The organism is Sporosarcina ureae, assembly GCF_002109325.1.
Classification (GTDB): domain Bacteria; phylum Bacillota; class Bacilli; order Bacillales_A; family Planococcaceae; genus Sporosarcina; species Sporosarcina ureae_C.
Genome location: NZ_CP015348.1, coordinates 397,410 through 420,199 on the forward strand (window position 1 = coordinate 397,410; position 22,790 = coordinate 420,199).

27 protein-coding genes and 1 other annotated feature are annotated in these 22,790 nt (G+C 42.7%); all 27 genes read right to left on the reverse strand.

The window, feature by feature from the left end; genetic code table 11:
* Window positions 1-15 precede the first annotated feature (15 nt).
* Complete coding sequence (locus SporoP32a_RS02035; RefSeq protein WP_029053700.1) at window positions 16-471, reverse strand: ACT domain-containing protein; 456 nt, start codon at window positions 469-471, stop codon at window positions 16-18.
* Window positions 472-498: 27 nt separating this feature from the next.
* Window positions 499-1,794 (reverse strand): GTPase ObgE, encoded by a 1,296-nt coding sequence (gene obgE, locus SporoP32a_RS02040; RefSeq protein WP_085426390.1) that lies wholly within the window; start codon window positions 1,792-1,794, stop codon window positions 499-501.
* Window positions 1,795-1,797: 3 nt separating this feature from the next.
* The gene (locus SporoP32a_RS02045) at window positions 1,798-2,331 is read right to left on the reverse strand and encodes a Spo0B domain-containing protein (RefSeq protein WP_085426391.1); all 534 of its coding nucleotides are present in this window, start codon (window positions 2,329-2,331) and stop codon (window positions 1,798-1,800) included.
* Between the two features lie 348 nt (window positions 2,332-2,679).
* A complete protein-coding gene (rpmA, locus tag SporoP32a_RS02050) occupies window positions 2,680-2,973 on the reverse strand; it encodes a 50S ribosomal protein L27 (RefSeq protein ID WP_085426392.1) in 294 nt (97 codons plus the stop codon).
* A 12-nt stretch (window positions 2,974-2,985) separates the two neighbouring features.
* The gene (locus SporoP32a_RS02055; RefSeq protein WP_085426393.1) at window positions 2,986-3,312 is read right to left on the reverse strand and encodes a ribosomal-processing cysteine protease Prp; all 327 of its coding nucleotides are present in this window, start codon (window positions 3,310-3,312) and stop codon (window positions 2,986-2,988) included.
* A 6-nt stretch (window positions 3,313-3,318) separates the two neighbouring features.
* A complete protein-coding gene (gene rplU, locus SporoP32a_RS02060) occupies window positions 3,319-3,627 on the reverse strand; it encodes a 50S ribosomal protein L21 (RefSeq protein WP_085131022.1) in 309 nt (102 codons plus the stop codon).
* A 13-nt stretch (window positions 3,628-3,640) separates the two neighbouring features.
* Window positions 3,641-3,717 (reverse strand) — a sequence feature (ribosomal protein L21 leader region).
* Window positions 3,718-3,787: 70 nt separating this feature from the next.
* Window positions 3,788-4,405, reverse strand: a complete 618-nt coding sequence (locus SporoP32a_RS02065; protein WP_085426394.1) for a metalloprotease — start codon at window positions 4,403-4,405, stop codon at window positions 3,788-3,790.
* Complete coding sequence (locus SporoP32a_RS02070; RefSeq protein WP_085426395.1) at window positions 4,402-4,944, reverse strand: peptidoglycan DD-metalloendopeptidase family protein; 543 nt, start codon at window positions 4,942-4,944, stop codon at window positions 4,402-4,404. Before SporoP32a_RS02070 ends, SporoP32a_RS02065 begins: the two co-directional genes overlap by 4 nt.
* 100 nt (window positions 4,945-5,044) lie before the next feature.
* The gene (gene minD, locus SporoP32a_RS02075) at window positions 5,045-5,845 is read right to left on the reverse strand and encodes a septum site-determining protein MinD (RefSeq protein ID WP_085426396.1); all 801 of its coding nucleotides are present in this window, start codon (window positions 5,843-5,845) and stop codon (window positions 5,045-5,047) included.
* A 1-nt stretch (window position 5,846) separates the two neighbouring features.
* On the reverse strand, window positions 5,847-6,518 hold the full coding sequence (gene minC, locus SporoP32a_RS02080; protein WP_085426397.1) for a septum site-determining protein MinC: 672 nt from the start codon (window positions 6,516-6,518) through the stop codon (window positions 5,847-5,849).
* A 19-nt stretch (window positions 6,519-6,537) separates the two neighbouring features.
* Entirely contained in the window at window positions 6,538-7,059 is a 522-nt protein-coding gene (gene mreD, locus SporoP32a_RS02085; protein ID WP_085426398.1) for a rod shape-determining protein MreD, read from the reverse strand.
* Window positions 7,056-7,949, reverse strand: a complete 894-nt coding sequence (gene mreC, locus SporoP32a_RS02090; protein ID WP_085426399.1) for a rod shape-determining protein MreC — start codon at window positions 7,947-7,949, stop codon at window positions 7,056-7,058. The genes mreD and mreC overlap by 4 nt, the downstream gene beginning before the upstream one ends.
* 24 nt (window positions 7,950-7,973) lie before the next feature.
* Window positions 7,974-8,987: a rod shape-determining protein gene (locus SporoP32a_RS02095; RefSeq protein ID WP_085426400.1), complete on the reverse strand. Its 1,014-nt coding sequence runs from the start codon at window positions 8,985-8,987 to the stop codon at window positions 7,974-7,976.
* 169 nt (window positions 8,988-9,156) lie between these two features.
* Window positions 9,157-9,855: a RadC family protein gene (radC, locus tag SporoP32a_RS02100; RefSeq protein ID WP_085426401.1), complete on the reverse strand. Its 699-nt coding sequence runs from the start codon at window positions 9,853-9,855 to the stop codon at window positions 9,157-9,159.
* Window positions 9,855-10,454, reverse strand: coding sequence for a Maf family protein (locus tag SporoP32a_RS02105; protein ID WP_085426402.1), 600 nt, complete (start codon window positions 10,452-10,454; stop codon window positions 9,855-9,857). Before SporoP32a_RS02105 ends, radC begins: the two co-directional genes overlap by 1 nt.
* A gap of 85 nt (window positions 10,455-10,539) precedes the next feature.
* Window positions 10,540-11,166 carry a hypothetical protein gene (locus SporoP32a_RS02110; RefSeq protein WP_085426403.1) on the reverse strand — a complete coding sequence of 209 codons (627 nt, stop codon included), beginning with the start codon at window positions 11,164-11,166 and terminating at the stop codon, window positions 10,540-10,542.
* A gap of 91 nt (window positions 11,167-11,257) precedes the next feature.
* Window positions 11,258-12,013 (reverse strand): prepilin peptidase, encoded by a 756-nt coding sequence (locus SporoP32a_RS02115; RefSeq protein ID WP_085426404.1) that lies wholly within the window; start codon window positions 12,011-12,013, stop codon window positions 11,258-11,260.
* Between the two features lie 11 nt (window positions 12,014-12,024).
* A complete protein-coding gene (locus SporoP32a_RS02120) occupies window positions 12,025-12,711 on the reverse strand; it encodes a hypothetical protein (RefSeq protein WP_085426405.1) in 687 nt (228 codons plus the stop codon).
* On the reverse strand, window positions 12,704-13,411 hold the full coding sequence (locus SporoP32a_RS02125) for a PilN domain-containing protein (protein ID WP_085426406.1): 708 nt from the start codon (window positions 13,409-13,411) through the stop codon (window positions 12,704-12,706). Before SporoP32a_RS02125 ends, SporoP32a_RS02120 begins: the two co-directional genes overlap by 8 nt.
* A gap of 7 nt (window positions 13,412-13,418) precedes the next feature.
* The gene (gene pilM / locus SporoP32a_RS02130; protein WP_085426407.1) at window positions 13,419-14,420 is read right to left on the reverse strand and encodes a type IV pilus biogenesis protein PilM; all 1,002 of its coding nucleotides are present in this window, start codon (window positions 14,418-14,420) and stop codon (window positions 13,419-13,421) included.
* A 285-nt stretch (window positions 14,421-14,705) separates the two neighbouring features.
* A complete protein-coding gene (locus SporoP32a_RS02135) occupies window positions 14,706-15,002 on the reverse strand; it encodes a type II secretion system protein (RefSeq protein ID WP_085426408.1) in 297 nt (98 codons plus the stop codon).
* Between the two features lie 157 nt (window positions 15,003-15,159).
* Window positions 15,160-15,609, reverse strand: a complete 450-nt coding sequence (locus SporoP32a_RS02140; RefSeq protein WP_085426409.1) for a type II secretion system protein — start codon at window positions 15,607-15,609, stop codon at window positions 15,160-15,162.
* Between the two features lie 118 nt (window positions 15,610-15,727).
* Window positions 15,728-16,939 (reverse strand): type II secretion system F family protein, encoded by a 1,212-nt coding sequence (locus tag SporoP32a_RS02145; protein WP_085426410.1) that lies wholly within the window; start codon window positions 16,937-16,939, stop codon window positions 15,728-15,730.
* Between the two features lie 2 nt (window positions 16,940-16,941).
* Window positions 16,942-17,979, reverse strand: a complete 1,038-nt coding sequence (locus tag SporoP32a_RS02150; protein WP_085426411.1) for a type IV pilus twitching motility protein PilT — start codon at window positions 17,977-17,979, stop codon at window positions 16,942-16,944.
* Window positions 17,980-17,990: 11 nt separating this feature from the next.
* The gene (locus tag SporoP32a_RS02155; protein WP_085426412.1) at window positions 17,991-19,658 is read right to left on the reverse strand and encodes a GspE/PulE family protein; all 1,668 of its coding nucleotides are present in this window, start codon (window positions 19,656-19,658) and stop codon (window positions 17,991-17,993) included.
* Between the two features lie 15 nt (window positions 19,659-19,673).
* Window positions 19,674-21,200 (reverse strand): VanW family protein, encoded by a 1,527-nt coding sequence (locus SporoP32a_RS02160; protein WP_085426413.1) that lies wholly within the window; start codon window positions 21,198-21,200, stop codon window positions 19,674-19,676.
* 26 nt (window positions 21,201-21,226) lie between these two features.
* On the reverse strand, window positions 21,227-22,783 hold the full coding sequence (locus SporoP32a_RS02165; protein ID WP_085426414.1) for a PilX N-terminal domain-containing pilus assembly protein: 1,557 nt from the start codon (window positions 22,781-22,783) through the stop codon (window positions 21,227-21,229).
* Window positions 22,784-22,790: the final 7 nt, after the last annotated feature.

The following is a 22,790-nucleotide window of genomic DNA, read 5'->3' on the forward strand; positions in this document are numbered from 1 at the left end:
CACTGGTTTAAGAGGTCAGAAAACCCCTGAACTGATTAAATCAACAGAATCAATAAATCGAGGTGCTTTGAGACGCTGTAAAAATGCTTCTACTTTAATTTCCATCTCCGTTACATCCAGCGATAACGTAATGTTGGCGCGCCCCTGGACAGGAATCGTCTGGTGAATCGTCAACACATTACATTTCGCTTCTGACACGACTTCCAAAAGCACAGCCAGCGAGCCTTTCAAATCTTCCAGTTGAATAAAGATCGTCAAAATCCGGTCCCGCGCGATGGATTCGAACGGGAACACGGCATCACGATATTTATAAAAGGCGCTCCGTGACAGACCGACCCGTTTAGTTGCTTCCTGGATCGTCGTCACTTCGCCTCTTGCCATCATTCGTTTAGCTTCCAGCATTTTTTGCATTGACTCGGTCAATACATCTTCGCGGACTAAATAAAACTGACCTTCCCCGATTTGTTCCATTTTGCTCCCCCCAAAACGAGCCATTCCTTATTCCAAGAACTCGAACTCGTAGCTCATGATACGAACGATATCACCGTTTTTCGCACCACGCTCACGCAATGCATCGTCGATTCCCATACCACGCATCTGACGAGCGAACTTGCGTACTGATTGATCGAAGTTGAAGTCCGTCATCTGGAACAAACGCTCTAATGTATAACCAGACAACATAAACGCGCCATCATCGTCACGTGAAATAATGAAATCAGGTCCAGTCGATTCGTGTTTATACAATACAGAGTTACTTGCTTCTTCTTCATCCATATCCGTCAACATCGGGAATTCCGGTGTCGTTTCAAGCAGATCTAAAATCGCATACAGCAATGGATCCAAGCCCGTTCTCGTCAATGCAGAAATCGGGAACACTTGAATCTCTTCATCACCAAGTGCTTCTTTAAACGTTTCCAGATTCTCTTGCGCATCCGGCATATCCATTTTATTCGCCACAATAATCTGTGGACGTTCAGTCAAACGCATATTGTACTGCTCAAGTTCTTTATTGATTGTCTGGTAATCCTCGTATGGCTCACGGCCTTCAAGTCCTGACATATCGATAACGTGTACGATAACACGCGTACGTTCGATGTGACGCAAGAACTGATGTCCTAGTCCAACTCCTTGATGCGCACCTTCAATCAATCCAGGCAAATCTGCCATAACGAATGTGCGGTGATCATCTGTCTCGATCATACCGAGATTCGGTACTAATGTAGTAAAGTGATAATCCGCAATCTTAGGCTTCGCTGAAGAAACGACTGATAATAACGTTGATTTCCCAACACTTGGGAATCCAACAAGACCCACGTCAGCAAGAACTTTTAATTCAAGCACGATATCTTTACTAACACCCGGTTCACCTTTTTCAGAAAGTTCCGGTGCCGTGTTCTGTGGCGTAACGAAACGGCTGTTACCGCGTCCTCCACGTCCTCCACGCACGATGACCGCTTGTTGGCCATGTTCGACCAAGTCCGCAATAATCGTTTCAGTTTCGGCATCCTTAACGACTGTACCAGGGGGAACTTTAACGATCATACTTTTACCGCTACGACCGTGCATGTTTTTACTCTGACCGTGTTCGCCTCGTTCAGCTTTAAAATGACGCTGATATCGGAAATCCATTAGCGTACGTAATCCTTCATCAACGATAAAGATAACGTCTGCGCCTTTTCCACCATCACCACCGGATGGTCCACCATTGGCTATATATTTTTCACGACGGAACGAAACCATACCATCGCCACCGTCGCCACCTTTTACAAATACTTTAACGTGATCCACAAACATAATTTATAATCCTCCTAATTGTCCACTGATAGTAAACGTCCATTGATTCGGTTCACCGTGGACTTCGACCGTAAGCTGTGATGAATGTTCTGGGATGTCTAGTTGCTTCGCGTACAGCTCGGTAAATGTCAATTGAATACTCCAAGATGCAGTGTCTGTCGTGACTTCTAGTGTCACGGGACAATCTGCGTAGCGCTGAATTTTTGATTCCACAGCCAGCACTACTTGCTCCAAGTAATCGACCAACACTTCGTCAATTTCACTTGAATCAATTTTTTCCGTAATCTCACAATACAGTTGCACCATCAATGCCGGATAGCGCCACGCTAGTGTCGTAATCCATTCCTCAGTAAGCGGCATGCATAATTTCTGAAGCAATGCCTCACGTTGCATGTCTGCTGTTTTCTCAAGGATGCAATTTCGCGCTTCTGTATATTTCCCCATATCGATATTCATAAGGATCAATTGCAGATCGTTCATGTGATCGTGTCGACTAAATTTCACTGCTTGCGACACATTTAGCTCATTCTTCCCCATTTTTTCACCGCCAGCTGTTTTCGTACTTCTTAGTATAGCATTTTCACGCGCAAATCACTAAAAAAATCTTCGCCGTAGTCAAAATCGCTTAGAATATGTGTCTGAACGTTACAATGAATTGCTGTTCGCTCATAGTTCATGCCTAAGCGCTCTATAAACTCCCGTAGCCGCTCTTAGAAAGCGGTGAGTGATCATAGACACCCACTAATCGCTCTATCCCACGCCACAAGCGCTCATAGACACGCGTTATCCGCTCATAAGGCCAAGAACTAATCTAACAACCATCTCAAAACACAGAAAAAGGACTGCAACGAGTGCAGTCCTTTTTCACAGGGTCATGCTATCCAATTAAGCTTCTTGAGTTGCTGCTGGGTAGACACTGACTTTCTTTTTGTCGCGGCCAAGACGTTCAAAACGAACGACGCCGTCAACTTTTGCGAATAGAGTATCATCTCCACCGCGACCAACGTTTTCACCTGGGTGAATTTTTGTTCCGCGCTGGCGATAAAGGATTGATCCACCTGAAACATGCTGTCCATCTGCGCGCTTAGCGCCAAGACGTTTCGAATGTGAGTCACGACCGTTCTTAGTAGAACCTACTCCTTTTTTCGATGCGAAAAACTGAAGATCCAAACGTAACATAGCTGCCACCTCCTACTTTTCAAAGGATAATTTTATAAAATCTGCATAGTCTAATTCAATCGTTTGTAAAGAAATAATCATAGCATTCAGGAGCAGCTGAACTTCAGCATCTTGTTCCGTTACCGGAAACGCCACACGTAAGTATCCGCCATCCGTCCCTTGCTCGACATCAGGTTCGATCGAAGTCAATTGCATAATGGCATTCACCGCACCAAATGATACGGCAGAAGCACCAGCACAAACTAGATCTTGTCCGTGTTCTGCAAAGTTTGCATGACCATCCATCTCAAAGACTGAGATGCGCCCAGAAGGCTCTTTTATAATTCTGACATGTATCATGCCGGATTACAGATTGATTCCGTCAATAACGATTTTCGTGTATGGCTGACGGTGTCCTTGCTTTTTGCGATAGTTTTTCTTCGCCTTATATTTGAAAACAACAATTTTCTTTGCGCGGCCTTGCTTGACAACTTTACCTGTTACAGTTGCGCCTTCTACGAATGGAGCACCGACTTTAACGTCATCTCCGCCCACCATTAGCACCTTGTCAAAAGTTACCACTTCATCAGCTTCACCAGCAATCTTCTCAATGAAGATTTCTTGGCCCGCTTCAACTTTGATTTGTTTTCCACCAGTTTCAATAATTGCGTACATACTTGCACCTCCTCAATTTATACAGACTCGCCTTGACAGGTGATTCGACCAGCGAATACTTGAACCTGTTCAGTGCGGTTGTAGCACGGGTGCTACAATCAATAACAGTAAAATATTATCACATAGAAAACAATTGGTCAAGCATTATTCCCACAATCTTTTAAAAGAAGGAAGTCTCTTTTCTAGTCAGTTGTTCAAAGACTCGCTCATACCTCCTAAAACGATACGAAATAATATTTTGAACCGCTAAAAACGACGTAATGATAACGAGTGGCAAACTGGCTGGCAAGTAGGCAATGAAGAACACACAAAGTGATGCGGACGCAATGATGGAATACAGTAAGAAGTTTGAGCGCGTGGTATATTTTGTTTCTTCCGTTTCAAGTAAAACCGAGACGACTTGTCCGCCATCAAGTGGCAAGATAGGTAATAAATTGACGCTCAGTAAGATCAGTTGAATCTTCACGAACTGCGCTTCTCCCGGGAATGACAAATACGTGCCAAGTAGTAACAGAACGGCTGTCGCGACAGGTCCACCGAGCGCCACGATCAGCCGTTGCCGTTTACTTGCCAGCTGCCGATTAACAAATTGCAATTCCCCTCCATACGGTAAAATAGTACAACTCCTAATTTTCATTCCGACGTGTCGTGCGGCCAATACGTGTCCTACTTCATGAAAAAGTAAAGAGAATAAGAGCATTGCGTACAATGACACACCACCGACGATCATGAAAAATAAAAAGATCGGTAATAATACCGGATGAATACGGTACTTCATTGCTGACCGTCCGACATATACGTTGCGAGTACTGTAGGCTCGAGCGGAATCCCATTGCGTTTCACGCGGATGTACACCGCTTCCTCGTCCATCATCGCAATCTCATCCCCAAGCTTCACAGCGGTGTAAGGAAGCGTCGAGAACGACCCTACGAATCCATACGTCACTTCGTCGCCGTTATCGTACTGAACGGTCACCGTCTTGCCTGACTGCCTTGTGTAGCCCGTGAAGACGACTAGCCCACTTCCTTGCGACGTAATCGACATCGGTTGAGTATACGAGATAATGGCACCGTCCTGATAAGGTTGGAACGATTCATACGTCTCAAACGGATTAAATACGGAATCCCCAGATACCGTGATGACTTCATCATCTGCCATCCAAGAAGAAACCCACTTCTTCATCACCACAAAGTCTTTTCCAGTCGTTACATATTGCGTTATCGGTATATTAACTAGCTGGCGTTCTTCAAGTTTTGATAAACCTACAACAGATACCATCAGCACAATAGCGATGATCCATTTTGTTTTCCATTTCATCACGTCCCCTCCCTTACCTGCAGTGTATGAAAAGAAGGAGAATTAAATGACGAATGAAAAAAACTCAGTACCATTAAAGGCACTGAGTTTTACGATTGTATTATTTGCCGAACATGTTTTTGATTTTACCGAAGAATCCTGATTTACTTTTCTCCATCGTCATCAATGGCACAGACTCACCTAAGATGCGTCGGGCAATGTTACGATAGCCTATTGCTGCAGGGTTTGTCGGGTCCATCACGACAGGTTCACCTTTATTTGAAGCAGAAATAACGTTTTGGTCGTCCATTACGATACCGAGTAGATCAATCGACAAATGCGTCGTGATTTCATTGACATCTAATGTTTCGCCGCTTTCCATCATGCCGCTTCTAATACGATTGATAATCAATTTTGGCGGTTCCAATCCTTCTTCCGCTTCTAGCAGTCCAATAATTCGGTCTGCGTCACGTACAGCGGAAATTTCTGGAGTCGTCACGACAATTGCGCGATCCGCACCAGAAATAGCGTTTTTGAAACCTTGTTCGATTCCTGCTGGGCAGTCAATCAAGACATAATCATAATCTTGCTTTAATTCCAAAACGAGCTTCTTCATCTGTTCAGGATTTACGGCACTCTTATCAGTCGTCTGTGCTGCTGGCAGCAAGAACAGTCGATCTTCGAAACGCTTGTCCTTCACAAGAGCCTGGTGTACTTTACAACGCTCTTCCACCACATCGACCAAATCATAAATGATCCGGTTTTCTAAGCCAAGAATAACGTCCAAGTTACGCAGACCGATATCTGTATCGATTAAACACACTTTTTTCCCTTGTAACGCAAGAGCGGTGCCTAGATTGGCTGACGTTGTTGTTTTACCAACGCCACCTTTACCAGAAGTAATAACAATTGCTTCTCCCAAATTATATACCTCCCTTAAATGTAGCAAGGTCCGGACGTAAATATCGGAGCTCCTGAAGACGGTCTATCGCAATCTGCCCATTCTTTTGAAGATACGCACATTCCATTTCAGGTTGCTCAGAAAGAACCGTCAATTCGTCGGTCATGATCTCGATCTTATCCGCAATTTTCAGATGCGTCGCCTCCAGCCAAGATGCAGCAATGACTGCGTCTTTATTGCCTTGTGCGCCCGCATGTGCAATGCCTTTGACACGACCGAGTACATAAATACTGCCGCCTGCAATGACTTGCCCACTCTGATTGACATCACCGATAATAACCAAATCGCCATCAGCCTTTACGACTTGACCCGATCGAACGATTCCTATATAGGTTTCGGACTGCTTCTCGATCAACTTTCTCTCACACTCTTTTAACGAAATGACGTCACTATGTACCTTCGAAACTCGCAAATGAGGGGAAGTATGAATGACCGATTGAATTTTGTTCATGTCTTTCTCGTCACAATAACGATGCCCTAGATGCAACTGCACTTCAGACACACCTTCGAGCACACTGCTCTGTACTTTTTCTTTCAACTCACCTAGTAAATCGGAAAATGCGCAATGATCATCCAATCGTAAAACTAAGCCGTCTTTTGTACCTTTTATCGTTATCAACTGTGATTTCGTCACCTACATCACCTCACAATACTTAAAAACCTGCTTGCTTTTGAAAAAATCTTTTTTCTGTAATCTGTTTGAATAGATAACCGAACATTACGATGAATAATGAGTTCGCAATCATTGTCGGAACTAGTCGATGCGTGAAAAATTCACCGAAATCAATAAAAGTCAACGCAATCACACTAGCAAAAAAGTACGACAACAATTCCAGTAACACAATCATTACTAATGATAATACCATAACTGTCACCGTATGACGCTCAATTTGTCGAATTACTAACGCAGCAACGTAACAAATCAGCGGATACATGAATGTGTATAATCCAATAATATCAATATGATACATATCATACAACAGTCCAAGGATAAATCCGTAAATAATCGCTCGCTTGCTATTATAATACGTCGCAATGAAAATTAAATAGACGATTACGAACCTTGGCACCAAAATATACAAATCTCCGCTTATTTCAATCGGTGAAAACAGACTGAAAATCGGTTCCAGGAAAAACAAGAGTCCAGCAATCACAGGAATGATGAATCGGATCATGATTCATCGTCCCCTTTAGCATCCGCGGAGTTGCCTCCGTCCGTACCATCCACAACCGTCATCGTCCGCTTCGCAATCATCACATGATCGAGTTGCGAGAAGCTTGCTGCCGGTTTGATATACGCTAATTTCGTCAGACCAAAGTCATCCGTAGAAACTTCAGTTACTTCCCCTATTAAAATACCTTTCGGGAAGATTCCTCCGAGACCAGAAGACGTCACTTGCATTCCTTTTTTTACTTTAAAGCTCGAATCAATCCGCTTCATGATCAATTGTCGGGAAGCTCGATCATATCCTTCGATCAAACCGAACATTTCCTCTTCACCTACAACCATTGCCGCCACACGGAAAGCACTATTTTCCGTTGAAATCAATTCAACTGTAGACGTAAAAGGAGTCGATAGAATCACTTTCCCGATCAATCCTTGCGCTGTCATGACCGCCATATTGACGCCCACTCCAGACGTCGTTCCTTTATCGATGATGACCTTCTCTTCCCATTGATCGGGATTACGCGAGATCACCGTAGACTGGATCGGCTCAAATGCACGCAGGTCCTCTTGTTTATCAATAATTCCCCGCAACTTCACATTATTCGCTTTCACATCTACTAACTCCGCTTCCATAGCGGCATACGTTTCCAGACGCTCTTTTAATCGTTTGTTTTCTTCGTATGTATTAAGCATCGTATCAATATTCTCAATGAGTCCCGTCACAAAGTGGGCTGGTTTCGTAACGAGCGACTGCCCGAAACCTACGACATCTTTCACTGCTTGTTCCGGTACATTTGCATGATTTCGGTCACGAAGTGAAAATGCAATTAATGCCACTAGGACGATTACTCCTACTAATAAAATGATTAATCGTTTATTGGAAAAAAAACGCGGCATTGCCTACATCTCCTCCAATTAGTATTATGACTGAATCTTCTTGATCAGTTCTAAATTATCCAGCGCTTTACCTGTTCCAATCACGACACAGTCGAGCGTGTTTTCTGCAACGAATGCAGGCATTTTAGTTTCTTCGGAAATCGCTTTATCAAGGTTACGAAGTAATGAACCGCCACCTGTTAAGACAATTCCACGCTCCATGACGTCTGACGCCAATTCAGGTGGTGTCTGCTCAAGCGTCTTCCGCATACCTTCAATAATCAAATCCATAGGCTCACGCAATGCTTTCGTGATTTCCTGTGAATTAATCTCCATCGTTTTCGGCAGACCCGTCAACAAGTCACGGCCGTGAATATCCATTTTTTCGGTTTTATCCAAATCAAACGCCGAACCGATTTGCATTTTGATGTTTTCAGCTGTACGTTCACCGATCATCAATTTATATTCTTTACGGATGTACGTTATGATAGCCGTATCCATGGAATCTCCACCTACACGGATCGATGTGCTCGTTACAATACCGCCGAGCGAAATAATAGCAACTTCTGTTGTTCCTCCACCTATATCGACGACCATACTGCCGGTTGGTTCCCATACAGGTAAATCCGCACCAATCGCAGCCGCAAATGGCTCTTCAATCGTATACGCAGCTTTTGCACCCGCCTGAATTGCAGCATCTGTCACTGCACGCTGTTCGACTGACGTAATACCGTAAGGCACACAAACCATCACAGTCGGCTTCGTCCAAGAAGTGCCAGTTGACTTTAACGCTTCTTTTAAATAATGACGAATCATATCCGTTGTTGTTTCAAAATCTGCAATAACTCCTTCTCGCATCGGTCGAATAGCCACGACTGAGCTCGGAGTACGTCCGATCATCGCATGTGCTTCACTGCCTACTGCAACGATTTCACCAGTCGTCGTATTTTTCGCTACGACAGATGGCTCCCTTAGCACAATACCTTTATCTTTAATGAAAACTAGAGTATTGGCTGTTCCCAAGTCAATTCCTACGTTTCGTGATCTGAAACCAAACAAGTCAATTCTCCCCTTCTACAAAAACCGTCATCGGTGTTGTTAAAAGCATACACCACATTATAACGGAAAGGTAACTTAATTTACAGCGTCACATAGCTAGTTTGCGAAAAATAGCAAAAAAGAGACTGATTTCCCAGTCCCCTCACTTTTTCCGACACGATTCATGCTTTTAGATGTATCCTTTGTCTTTTAAACTAATGAATTTCTGATCCCCGATGATAATATGATCAAGCACATCCACACCCATGATCTGCCCCGCTTCCATGAGGCGTTTCGTCACCTCGATATCTTCCCTCGAAGGCGTGGTGTCACCGCTCGGATGATTATGGGAAATAATCATCGACGCAGCCGAACGTTTAAACGCTTCTCGAAACACTTCACGCGGATGCACGATGGAAGAATTCAAACTGCCAATGAAAATCGTCTGCTTATGTAGTACTTCATTTTTTACATTTAAAAACAACACCACAAAATGTTCTTGATTCAACGACGACATATCCGTCATCAAATAATTCGCAGCATCTTCCGGTGAACGAATCTTATACCGTTCATGCGGTGCTGTCCGATACAAACGCTTGCCAAGTTCCGCTGCCGCAAGCAACTGCACCGCCTTCGCTTCACCGATCCCTTTAATCTTTGTCATCTCATCAACTGTCAACTCTTTCAAATCCTGCAAACGGTCAATTGTTGACAACACACGGTTCGCAAGCACTAATACAGACTCTGAACGTGAGCCTGTACGCAACAAGATCGCCAACAATTCTTGATTGGATAAATTGCCTGCCCCTTCCCGAATCAGCCGTTCACGGGGCCTGTCAGCGATATGCACATCGCGGATCATCATCTGCGGTGCCAAATCAAGTGGCATTACGTGTCACCGCCTTCTAACATCAGCAAACCTTCCCCACGCATCCGATTGACCAGATCACTGACCGGCAACCCGACAATGTTTTGATAATCGCCTACCATATTTTCCACAAACAACATCCCTTGCGTCTGGATGCCATACGCTCCTGCTTTATCCGAAGCGTCACCCGATTTCACATATGCACGAACGAGTTCTTCATCCAGTTTTCTGAACTTCACTTGCGATAAACCGGAAAACTGGATTATCTTGCCCTTCGCAAGGATCGTCACACCCGTAATTACTTCATGTAACTCTCCAGATAACTCCATTAAGAAATCGATAGCTTGCTGATCGTCTTCAGGCTTCGGGAATACTTTGCCTTCTCTTACCACAATCGTATCCGCCGCAATGATGATCTCCTCCTGTGACTCAAATACCGCATGCGCCTTTCGCTCCGATAAACGCACCGCATATTCATACGGTTCTTCAGGCGTGAACGGCACATCCTCATCAACATCACTCGGTCTCACCGCAAAATCAATTCCTGCCAACTGCAATAGTTCTTTACGTCTCGGCGAAGAAGAAGCGAGAACAATAGGTTTTATACTTGTAAATTTCATTGGAACAACCCCCTTTTTTCATAGTGTACGCTATTGCAGGCGATTTGAAAAAAGGGCAAAATTCAATTCTTCCCCGTATTTCGGCTCAAAATTGAATTTTGAAGCACGGATCTTGGTTCGAATAGTGTGCCAATAAATGCAGTCTTGCAATAGAAGAATCCTGTGTAAACGCAGTGATGGCGGCCACTTTCTTCGCGAAGTCCCCATCCTTTTTCGCGTCTTTCCCCTTCGCAGACAATTCAATTTTCGATAAATCCTCTGCGAACAACGCTTTTTTCACTTCTCCGGCGTCCGCAGACTTGCAAGTGCCTGGTACGACAGTGATTCTCTTCTTGAACGCGTCTTCGCCTTCTTTCAAGACGACGTCACTTTCTTTCAACCATGCCGCTCCCCAAACGTAAAACTGACCACCAGCTGGCACGATCGCCGTAGTCGTAAGACCCGGATTCTCCGCGACGAAATCGGTCGCTGCTTCTTGACTCGAAAACACACCATGCTGCTTGACGAACATCGTCTCCCCGTCTTCCGCGGCACCTGCCTTCTCTTCCGTCTTCGGCCCATTCGTCGCTACCGCCTTATCTGCCTTGTCTTTTTTACCTCCTGTACTCGAAATCGTCAGCCCGATCACGAGCACGGCGACCAAGCCGATCGCCACACCTTGTATCAACGCCCGAATGACAATGTTCTTTGAATACGTCCTGCGGAAATTCATTCCATCACTCCACTAGTTTTCTTCCACCTTACCAAAACGAACGCAAAAAAAGACGAGACTGTTGTCGTCTCGTCCATAAACATTTACCGATTTAGTTCAACAAACCCGTATACCAACTGACAAGCTGCGCGCCGTAGAAATACGCAATGAGTGCAGCGGCTGCAATCGAAGGTCCAAATGGCACAGGTGTCTTGCGCCCTTGCTTAGTCTTTTTCAAAAAAATCAGACCGACAATCGCGCCAATGAATGAAGCAAGAAACAGCGTCACTAACGTCTGTATCGTACCAAGCACTAAGCCGATGACGAAAAATAATTTTATGTCGCCGCCACCCATACCCCCATTCGACACAATCGCAATCAGCAACAATATACCGAAACCGACCGCCGCTCCAAGCAAACTATCCCACCAAGGTGTCAGTGGACTAACAAAACGCATGATGAAAATCGCAATACCAAACGGTAATAAAATTTTATTCGGAATCAACATATACTTAAGATCGGATACCGTTAAAATAACGAGCATCGAGATAAACAGCAACGCCACAACTAGTTCCCACTGGAATCCAAAGTACAAGTACGCACAAACGAACAGCACACCCGTTATTAGCTCCATCACGGGATAAAGAGCACTGATCTTTTCCTTACATCCTCTGCACTTTCCACGCAAAAACACGTAAGAGAATACCGGCACTAGGTCAACCGCCGTCAAATTCCGATCACACGTCGTACAGTGCGAAGGAGGCGAGACGATGGACTCCTTTAGTGGCACACGCAGTCCGACTACGTTAAAAAACGAGCCGAGCGTGATACCGTAGAGGAAGAAAAACATACTATAAAGCCATTCCATGAACTGCCTCCTTACTCCGCTTTCTCGGTACCTGTCATTTTATTGATCGTCGTCGGATCAAATTTCAATGCAGGTGGCGGCGCATCCACTTTCGGCGCCTCATTTTGTAAATTGACGAGATCCGGACGGAAGTACGCATTAAATGAAATCACGACTTTCATTTCACCAATATCTGATTCTTCTTCCGTTTTCTCAGCTGTCGCTTCGAATTGAATTGTCTCTACATTCATAATCCGAATCATTTCTTCGATTTCATAGATGAACGTATCGACTTGCTTGTACGTATCCGCAACGAGCGTCACTTCCATCAAGATCGTTTCCAAGTTTTGTACCGATTCCGGCAATAGTTCCATGTCAAATACTTCTTTCGAAAAATTGATTTCTTCAATTCGACTATTGGATTTCACTTCCGCCTTCTCTAGACGAATGAGCAATGCATCCTCTAGCGGAATAACAGGCACGACTTTTTGAAGCGGGGCAGATGTGACCGTTTCATTCGGATCTTTATTCGCCAATTGCTTTTGCATCGAAAATAAAACATCACGTTCTGAAGCCAACTGCGCAGTCATCTGATCCTTGCTGTCTTTCGCAGGCAAGTAGATGTTTGTCACAGTGTAATAGACAAGTGCAATAAGGAAAATGGAGGCCAATACGACCAAACCAATCTCCATCTGACGTTTAGTTAGATACTTATTCAACCGTATCGCCCCCTTCCGAGTCAGCATCTACAGGTGGCTGTGGTTCTTCCGGTGCAGGTTCTGTTGGCTGCTCTTCAGCAGGTGGCGTTTCCTCTTGCGGCTCTTCAATCGCATCGGGGTCTACGTCTGCATCGGTACCTGGTAACGCGCGGTCGTCTACGAACTGAATGAAGTATGTAGCGAAATATCTAGGCAAGACATTTTCACGTTCTTCCACATCCAGTTTTTCTGTCTCGATTCCTTCGAACGTCGCATCAATTACTAGCGACGATGCTTTCATTCGAGTTAAATAGAGCGCAGGTTCCATCAGATCATCAAACTGAATTTTCAACGTCACTTCGTTAGGTGCAGTGAACGTTAACTCTTGGAAGAACCCACGATCAGGCAATGCTCTCGAAAGATCTTCTATAAGAGGATGTGTTTTATATTGGTACGCTTTTAGGAAATCCACTGTGGCGGCCAATTGTTCTTTTTCTTGACCGAAGGCAGACAGACGCAACTGGGACGTTATGCTTTCTTGTTGTTTCTGTATTTCATATGTAGACTGCTGTAATCTCTGGGCTTCTTCGTCATTTTTCGCAGCCATCATATATAGAACCACCCAACTAATGATGGCTACCAAAAGAATCGCAATGGCAATCCACAAAAAAGTAGCCCGCTCCTTGATCTTCTCCGGTAGTAGATTTATATCAACTAACATACGCGTACTACACCTCTTCCTTCAGCGCGAGACCAATTACTCGATGGAAGTCGGCAGTAATCGCTGTACCATCCACACAACTAATCGGCTCTTTCACTAAGGGAATCGCGTCAATTGCTAACCGCTCCCGTACCATCTGCAATAATTCTTCTTGTTGTGTATATGTACTGTTCCATATTAAATGGGTAATCGCTGAATCTGTTTCAGCCAAATTAAATCGGTAGAAGTTTGCTAGTTTCTCAAGCTCCATCACAATCGTCATCGGCTCAATCTGTTGCTCAAGTACTTCACCCGTCGTCATACTGAGCGGCACTTCGAGTTCCATGGAGCGGATGAATAAAGGGAAATGATTATAGAAAATCGACACAGTTAAATTCCGCCCATGCAAATCCGCAAGTAAAATATGTTCCGACCCTTCAAATTGATGTTCATGATGAGCCAATCGATAAAGCGAAAGCGGCGCAATATCCGCCACAACCGGAACCAACTTTGCAGATTCAAGCACATCTTCATACGTCTGCATAATACTTTCCTTCGACGCAATCAAAATCGCTTCATTTTGCGCATCATTGGCGGTATACGGAACGACATCAAACACCGGGTCATCAAACGGCAAATAAATTGTCGAGCCAATCTCTATGAAAAAATGACTTTTCAAATCCTCATGATCCACCGTTTCAGGATAGGCAACACGACGGATAATAACATATGTATCGGGCGCCAAAAACGCCACATCACGCTTCGTAAGATTCCAATCTTTCACAGCTTCTGTCAAGACCTCACGTAGCATGTCATCTTCGGCTATTCGGCCATCCATGATGGTGTGTTCGGGCAATAACATCTCTTTCGCTGTGTCTAGTACGATTGGATGAGTGGATTTGATCCGTACGTATCGGATTGCGTCATCATCAAGCGTTAATGAATATACGCGTTTCTTGCGACCGAAGGAAGGCATGGTCGGCATTGTTATATTGGAAAGTGGGCGTTTTAAGTTGGTTAAAATAGACATATGTGAACTCCTTCCAGACGAGCAAAAGCAAGGGATACACGTAGTCATCCCTTGCGGACTAGTTATGTTAAGTATAGCAAATGTGGAGGGGGAAGGGAAGATTGATAGGGGAAAATGACGAAACATCAGGAATGGCAATTACTCACCTTGTATCGCAGATAAATCTCCACATTTTTCAGTCTCTACTTTTGTAGATTTTCCACTGTTATTGATCATTTCTATAGTCGTTTTACGGAATTCTACTTCATTTTTCTTCGTTTCAGCTTTACCACGGATCGAAGATGGTTACGCTTCCGCTACCCAGAAAGTATCGTTCACAAGATTAAAATCTTCAAAATACCCTTCAGAAATTAATGTGGACATACCTACAGAATTAACATATGTTGTTTGATGTTCAATAAAGTATAAATCGGCTGTATTTTTTAATAAGATAGCATTTGTTTTTTCTGCTTTAATTCGAGTGTTTTCTAAAATGAGAATCATTGAGCTAATGGCAGTAACTGAAGTAATTCCCATAATGACTAATATCGCAAGTAACTTGACGAGTGTCATTCCTATGTCATCCGCAAGTATTTCCTTCATGTGAAACACTTCCTTTTGCCTTAGAATAGAATATTTCGATTTTAACGTATGTATATAATTTCCCAAAAAGACCTTGATGAGAATATTCTCATCAAAGTCCAATTTATAAATCACATTTATCAAAAGTAAGTTTGAAAATCGTTATTAAATTAAATAATTAGCGAGTAATAACAACGGTGGTTACAGCAGTATCGTTCTTATTACCAATTTTATTAATATCAGCTGTAGTTGCACTTGTGAACTCCACACTAATATTTCCATTTGTAGCGGTCCCAGTTATAGTAGGTGTAGTAACTTCTCCAGTACCTTTACTTATAGTTGCTTCAGACTCACCGAAACCACCCGTATCTTCTAGATATCCATCATCCTTAAGTACCCCTGTAGTCACTTTGTTATCAGTTGCAGTATTTTCAGCAAAGTAAATATTAGCAGCAGAGATAGCATTCTGTCCATCAGCCTTAAGTGCACTTACCTTAGAGTTCGTAATAATATTCCCAATAGCCGGCACCGCAATCGCAGCAATAATTCCCAAAATAACAATAACTGCTAATAGCTCAACAAGCGTCAAACCTTTTTGATTTAATTTCTTCTGTATAAATTTTTTCATATAATTTCCTCCTCTTGTTTTTCCTTACTCTATGAATATAGTATATCAGAACTAATAGGATAATAACACTAGTTTTATTGAATTAATTTAATTTTATCCATAACATTTGTTATTTCTGTTACAAACTATCTATCTGCTCAAACATACTAAACATCGGCAACATGATTGCCAAAACTATAGTCCCGACTATGGCCGCCAAGAAAACGATCATCAAAGGCTCTATTAAAGCTTTTAAGCGGTCTGTAGCGGCTTCTACTTCTTTCTCATAGAAATCTGCTACTTTAGCCAACATGGAGTCCAAAGAACCAGTTTCTTCTCCTATCGCAATCATATGTGGGATTAGCGGAGGAAATGCCCAGTGATTTAACATAGGCTCCGTTAAAGATCCGCCACGTTCCATTGATACTCTAGACTCACCAATTACTTTTGAAATGACTTCATTTCCAACTACTTTTTCTGTCATGGTTAGGGCTTGTAGAATGGGTACTGAGCTAGAGAACATAGAGCTTAATGTACGAGTCATCATAGCGAGTGAAGACTTTTGAGCAATGCTACCGAATATAGGCAATCTCAATAAGATAGTATCTAAAATGTACTTCCCTTTTGGATTGTTACGAACTAATACATAGCCTGCGATAATCACCGAAACAATAAGAAGAAGTAGGTACCAGTAATTTTCAATCCAATCACTCGCTGCCATTACTGCACGAGTTAACCACGGCAATTGTCCGCCAATACTATCGAACATATCAACAAACATTGGTACGACAAACCATAAAAGGAAAATAACTACTGCTATGGCTATTATGCCAACTACAACGGGGTATGCCATAGCCGAAGTAACTTTCTGTCTCGTACGATACGCTTTTTCGAAATGCTCAGCTAGCTGCTCCAATGATTCATCCACAGTTCCTGAAACTTCCCCAGCCGCCACCATATTCAATATTAATGGTTCAAAAACTTTAGGATGTTTTCCAAAAGCTATCGACAACGGTGTTCCTGTTCGTAAATCTTCCTGAATCGAAGTCAAGATTTTCCGAAACGAAGCCTGTTCTACTTGCGCGGACAAAATCCTCACCGCATCCACAATCGTAACACCCGCCTGAAGAAGTGTAGAAAACTGACGTAAAAACATAATCAGTTGATCTCGCTTAACTGGACTACCAATCGTTATATCTTTCGTCAAAACTGTTTCCTTTTGTTCAACCAAACTAACTACGCGAATACCTTGGCCTTTCAGCTTAATCGCTGCATCGCGTTTATTCGTAGCCGTCACCGTACCACGACGAATCACTTTCGAATCTCGCCCTTCGTATGTAAAACGAGCCACGATCAATCATCCCCTTGCAAGAACGGTAATGCTTCTTCGTACGAAATGATTCTTTGTTCCATCAATGTCTTTACAGAGTGATCCATCATATGCATGCCTTGAGCGCGGCTAGTCTGGATGACGTTCGGAATCTGGTGAATTTTCTCGGAACGAATCAAGTTCGACACAGCTGGATTATTAATCATTATCTCCGTCGCTGCTCGTCTTCCCTGTTTATCAATCGTCTGGAATAAACGTTGAGAAACAACTGCCTTCAAAACCCCAGCCAACTGTACGCGAATTTGCGCTTGTTGACCATGTGGAAATACGTCTATGATTCTATCGATTGTCGAAGCTGCACTCCATGTGTGTAAAGTGGCGAGGACTAAGTGACCGGTTTCTGCAGCGGTGATCGCCGTAGAAATCGTCTCCAAGTCCCGCATCTCCCCTACGAGAATGACGTCTGGATCTTGACGCAAAGCAGCACGTAATCCATCCGCAAACGACAGTGTATCAAAGCCAACTTCTCGCTGATCAATGATCGACGAACCGTGATTATGCATATACTCAATCGGATCTTCCAATGTAATAATATGCTTTCGCATCGTTTCATTCATATAACGGATCATGGCTGCAAGCGTAGTGGATTTACCTGAACCAGTAGGCCCAGTAACTAAGATCAGCCCTTGTGCAGTATCTGACAAACTCTTCAGTGTTGCAGGCATATTCAAGTCATCAATCGTCGGAATCTTCGTTGGAATCGTCCGGAATGCCAATGAAATCGAACCGCGTTGTTGGAATGCGTTGACACGGAAACGAGAAACACCAGCGATTTCATAGGAATAGTCAATCTGTCCTGCTTCTTTAAAAGCCGGCATCATCTTTTCTGGAATCGTCTGATACGCCATTTCCTTTGTATCTTCTTCAGTCAAAATCGTTTCGCCAAAACGTTTTAAGTCACCATGCACACGGAAGATTGGAGGCACGCCAACAGTTAAGTGAATGTCAGACGCTTTGACAGTAAAGGCCTCAGTAAGTAATTGATCAATTCTTTCGTTCACCGCAAACACTCCTAATCTATTAGGGCCACTCGCAATACTTCCTCAGTAGTTGTAATGCCCTGCTTTACTTTATCTAAACCATCGTCTATCAGGAAAATCGTTTCACTTCTCTCCGCAATTTCACGGAATACAGTAGGTGCAGCGTCACGGTTAATCGCATCGCGCATTTCTGCATTGATAATCAATACTTCATGTATCGCAATTCGCCCGCGATAGCCTGTCATATTACATGCTGAGCAACCCGTACCGCGATTAATCGTCTCGATTGTTTTCCCACGTTTGGCGAATATCTCTTTTTCACGATCCGTTGCCTGCTGTATAGTTCCACAATCTCGACATACTCGACGAATTAATCGTTGAGCAACAATCGCATTAAGAGAAGCAGTCAAAAGAAATGGCTCCACTCCCATATCAAGCAATCGTGAAATAGATGCAACTGAGTCATTCGTGTGGATCGTGCTCAACACTAAGTGTCCTGTTAAGGAGGCACGAATCGCGATTTCTACGGTCTCTCTATCTCGGATTTCCCCTACCATTACTACGTCAGGATCTTGACGCAAAATAGAACGTAATCCCGTAGCGAATGTTAATCCTACATTAGAATTCACTTGAATTTGATTAATACCTTCCAATTGATACTCTACTGGATCTTCAATCGTAATAATATTTACTTCTTCGCTATTTAATCGATTCAAAGCCGCATACAACGTAGACGATTTACCTGAACCCGTTGGACCTGATATGAGCACGATGCCATTTGGCTTCTCGATTTCTTCAAGGAAGCGTTGTAAATTAGTCGGACCGAAACCAAGCTTCGTCATATCATTTAAAGAGCTACTCAAGTCCAAAATACGCATTACAATCTTCTCACCAAAAACTGTTGGCAATGTCGATAACCGTAAATCAATCGGACGAAAATCAATCATCACTTTAATGCGTCCATCCTGCGGCATACGAGATTCTGTAATATTCAAATTCCCCATGATTTTAATCCGCGCAAGCAACATCGACTGCATGTGTTTAGGTAAGACACGTTCAGTCTGCAATTTTCCATCAATTCTAAAACGAATAACGACTTGATGCTCTTGAGGGTCAATATGAATATCACTAGCTTTCATGGAAACAGCACTGGATATAATCTGATTAACGAGACGCACAATAGGAGAATCGTTATCGACAATATCTTCTTGTTGCTCTAACTGACTCGCTGTCGTTTCAGGTTCTTCAAAGAGTAAATCATCAAATAATTCATCATCATAATAACGTGTAATCGTTCGATTTATATCATCTTTGGACGCAATCGCAGTTTCGATATGGAAACCTGTAGACAATCGTAAATCTTCAATGGTGTTGTAATCCATCGGGTCTGCCATTGCAACGAATAACTTATCTCCGTCCTTCTTCAACGGCACAATCATCTTCTGCTTCGCTAAACCTTTAGGCACGATATTGAACAATTTCGGATCAAACGGATAACGGAACAAATTGACGTGAGGAATTCCAAGCTGGAACTCGAGCACCTCAATCAATTGCTGCTCAGTAATATACCCGCGTTGTAATAGCGCATCGCCAAGTCGTTCATCACGCGTCTTTTCTTTCAACGTAGTCATTAACTGTTCGTCCGACAGTAATCCCGACTCTATTAATAAATCCCCAAGACGTTTTCTAGTTGTCGCCATTTGAATCCCCCTCTATCAATCGATTGGATTACCATTCTTGTCGACTTCAATCAGATTGCCGCCTTTATCGTAATCATATTTCACATCATCTTTCCCACCAGAACCGTTCGACTTGCTTGAACCATTACCTGAAGAAGAACCATTGTTGCCTGATCCGCTTCCAGTAGATGACCCTGAACCCGTGCTTCCTGATCCTGTATTGCTAGAATTACCACCACTACCCGATCCACTACCAGTAGAAGAGCCTGAATTATTCCCGTTACTAGAATTGCCATCAGTTGTACCAGTACTAGAGTTACCAGAATTAGACGGATTATCCGTTGACCCGTTAGTTGAACTGTTTCCATCGGCATTGCCAGAATTACTATCTACATTACTATCAGGAACTTGTTCTACCACTTTTTCTAAACTATGACGCTCAATAATTGGTTGCGGTGCATAGAAATCGATTGAGACATCTTCAATTTCTTCCAACGAACCATTTAGCATGACATTACGCTTAACTGCCACTTCCATACCCTTCTTACCTTTGTCTACAATCTCTATCGCACCGGCTGATACGAATGCACTGTAACGAATAACTGTTTTAGGATCATATTTTGTAATGCTCTCGACTTCAGTATCATAACGATGAACAAACGGAAGTCCTTCTATAGAAAGCTCCAATTGAGAGCCTGTCCAATTGGTACGAATCGTGAAGACGGTTTGATTTGGATTGGTGAAAATAAAATCCAAATTAAGCTTGCGGTTAATTGCCGCTTCAAATCCCGGCTCTACACCTAACGGTAACTCCGTGGAAATATTCCGCTCATCCATAACCCAATTCGTCTGCAACGCTGCTTTATATAGAAGAGACGCCATAATCGTCATCTGCAAATCTGTTGCACTAGCAGACTCTTTACCTTCAAGATACTCACGGAATGAAAACGAAGTGTTCGGCTGAATCTCCAATCCATCCAAGTCTTCCATCAATAAACGTAGCCCTTTAGCCAACTCATCTACTTTATATTCAGCAGACGCAATAACTTGCTTCTGCTCATATAGCTCTGGAATGAAATTCGCTATATAGATTTGCTGAGGCATAATTCCGCTCTGCAATTGCACTTCTATTTGCGAAGCAATCTTTTCCACTTCATCTTCATTAAATGTAAGCGAATTAAAGTTTTGTTTCATGACAGTACGTAAACCTTCACGAGAGACACTCGCCACTAATGAATTATCATTACCATTTTTAACTTGGTTCAGTGTAGCGTCAGGATCAAAACTAACAATATCCGCAGGAACATCGACTTGATCATCTTGAACTATAAGTTGAACCAACATATTTTGTTCCAAGCCGGAAAAGTCTATTAGCAACTTTTCCTTCGCTTCCTTTTTAGAATGACCGGATATATCAAATGGCCCTACGTACGTGTGTTTATTGAACTTCTTGAAGTTCGAGAAGAAGCCGTCACCTGCGTATGTTTGTTGGGCGAATAGTGCTGAAATGACTAGCAGCAACGCGCCTAGGAATAAGTAGTTTCTGTATAGTTTATTCTTCATTTGGCACCTACTTTATGTTTGAATTACTATTTATTAATCTCTTTAAATCCTGTTTTTTGTATGTGCGTAGTTCCATAAGACGATGTAGCTGGAGGTTCTGGCAGGGTTGGATAACTTGAATCTGGACCAATGGGAACTCTGTCTATATTCTGTTTTTTAAAGTTCACTGTAGCTCCTCCAGACGCAGTAAAAGTGTCTGCGTAAATCGCACCACTTATCGTACCTCCACCCGATATATTAACATCTGCATTTGGCGCTAAAATTAGGGTGGGATCGGCAGTTACTCCACCGCTAATAGACACCTTTTTCCCACCAGTTAAAATATTTCCTTTAATGCCTCCACCAGCTGTCATAGTGACATTTGCATCTTCTGCGTAGAATGAACCATTGATTTTAGTATCACTATCAAATATTACTTCCTTAGGCTTGTCGGTAGTGGAACCCTGTAAGAACATGCCTACTTGATTAGCAGACGCGCCATTACCAATAGAGCCTTTCACATTAATTTTATCTTTCACCATGAAAGTAAGCTTACCAGTTCCTATTACATTAATATGACCACGAATAACGTCCAAATGGTCAACTACGATGACTCTATCCTCTTTGCCCACATTGATTATTAACGTATTATTTTGATCCAATTTTATAGTAGACAAATAAATATCTTTGGTAAGGTCTAGAGTATAGTTGTTAGTTATATAGTTATCTATATATAAACCACCGTTCTTAATAACTTCTTTTGAATTACCGTCTTTTATAATTGTTTTATTCGGAGGTGGACCGTATGAAGGATATTCTGGAAACAATGGCAGTTCCATCATTCCTGCTTCAGGCATACCAGTCGGAGCTGCAGCAGGCTTCCAATCTGGTTTATTCAATGCTCCAACCTCAGAACCAGCTGGGACAAAGATGTTTCCTGAAATTGATGCACCACCGTCTAGCATAATAGATTTTTTATCTTTTAAATTAGTTCCCACGCTTCCGATTATCGTTCCATTCGGCATGTTTATTTTTCCGTTAACAAAGACAGCTACACCATCAGGAACTTTTATAGTCGGTAACGTAGTAGATGTACCCGTTCCATTAGGACTATCAGTATCACCAGAAGGAGTAGGGGGATCATACGCTAAAATTATATTCTGACTAACTGTTCTGACTTTCCCCCCTATTTTTCCTGTGGAAATAATTTCATATTTCAAAATGTCATTTTTATCAATAGTATTTATTGTGATATCACCAATAAATGGTGTTTCACCATTAAAAGATGAAAAAGGCAGTAAGTTTTTCTTTTTTATATCTTCATTAATTCTTGCTAACTCCACTTCTCGCCACACAGCTTCAATGAAATCTGTTTCATCATCAAAACTATTGTTTTTAGCTTTTTTTGTAGCAATTTCATTAATTCTAGCTAGTGTATAGTTAATACCAGCTTCCGCTATATAAAAAACGGATTGGTCATCTCGTTCTCCGCGTGTCACTTTAGAATTATTTATTGAAAGGCCAATTATTGATGTACCTAAAACTGACATAACAACAAGAACCATCATAACAACGACAAGTGTATACCCCTTTTCGTTTTTCAATCTATCA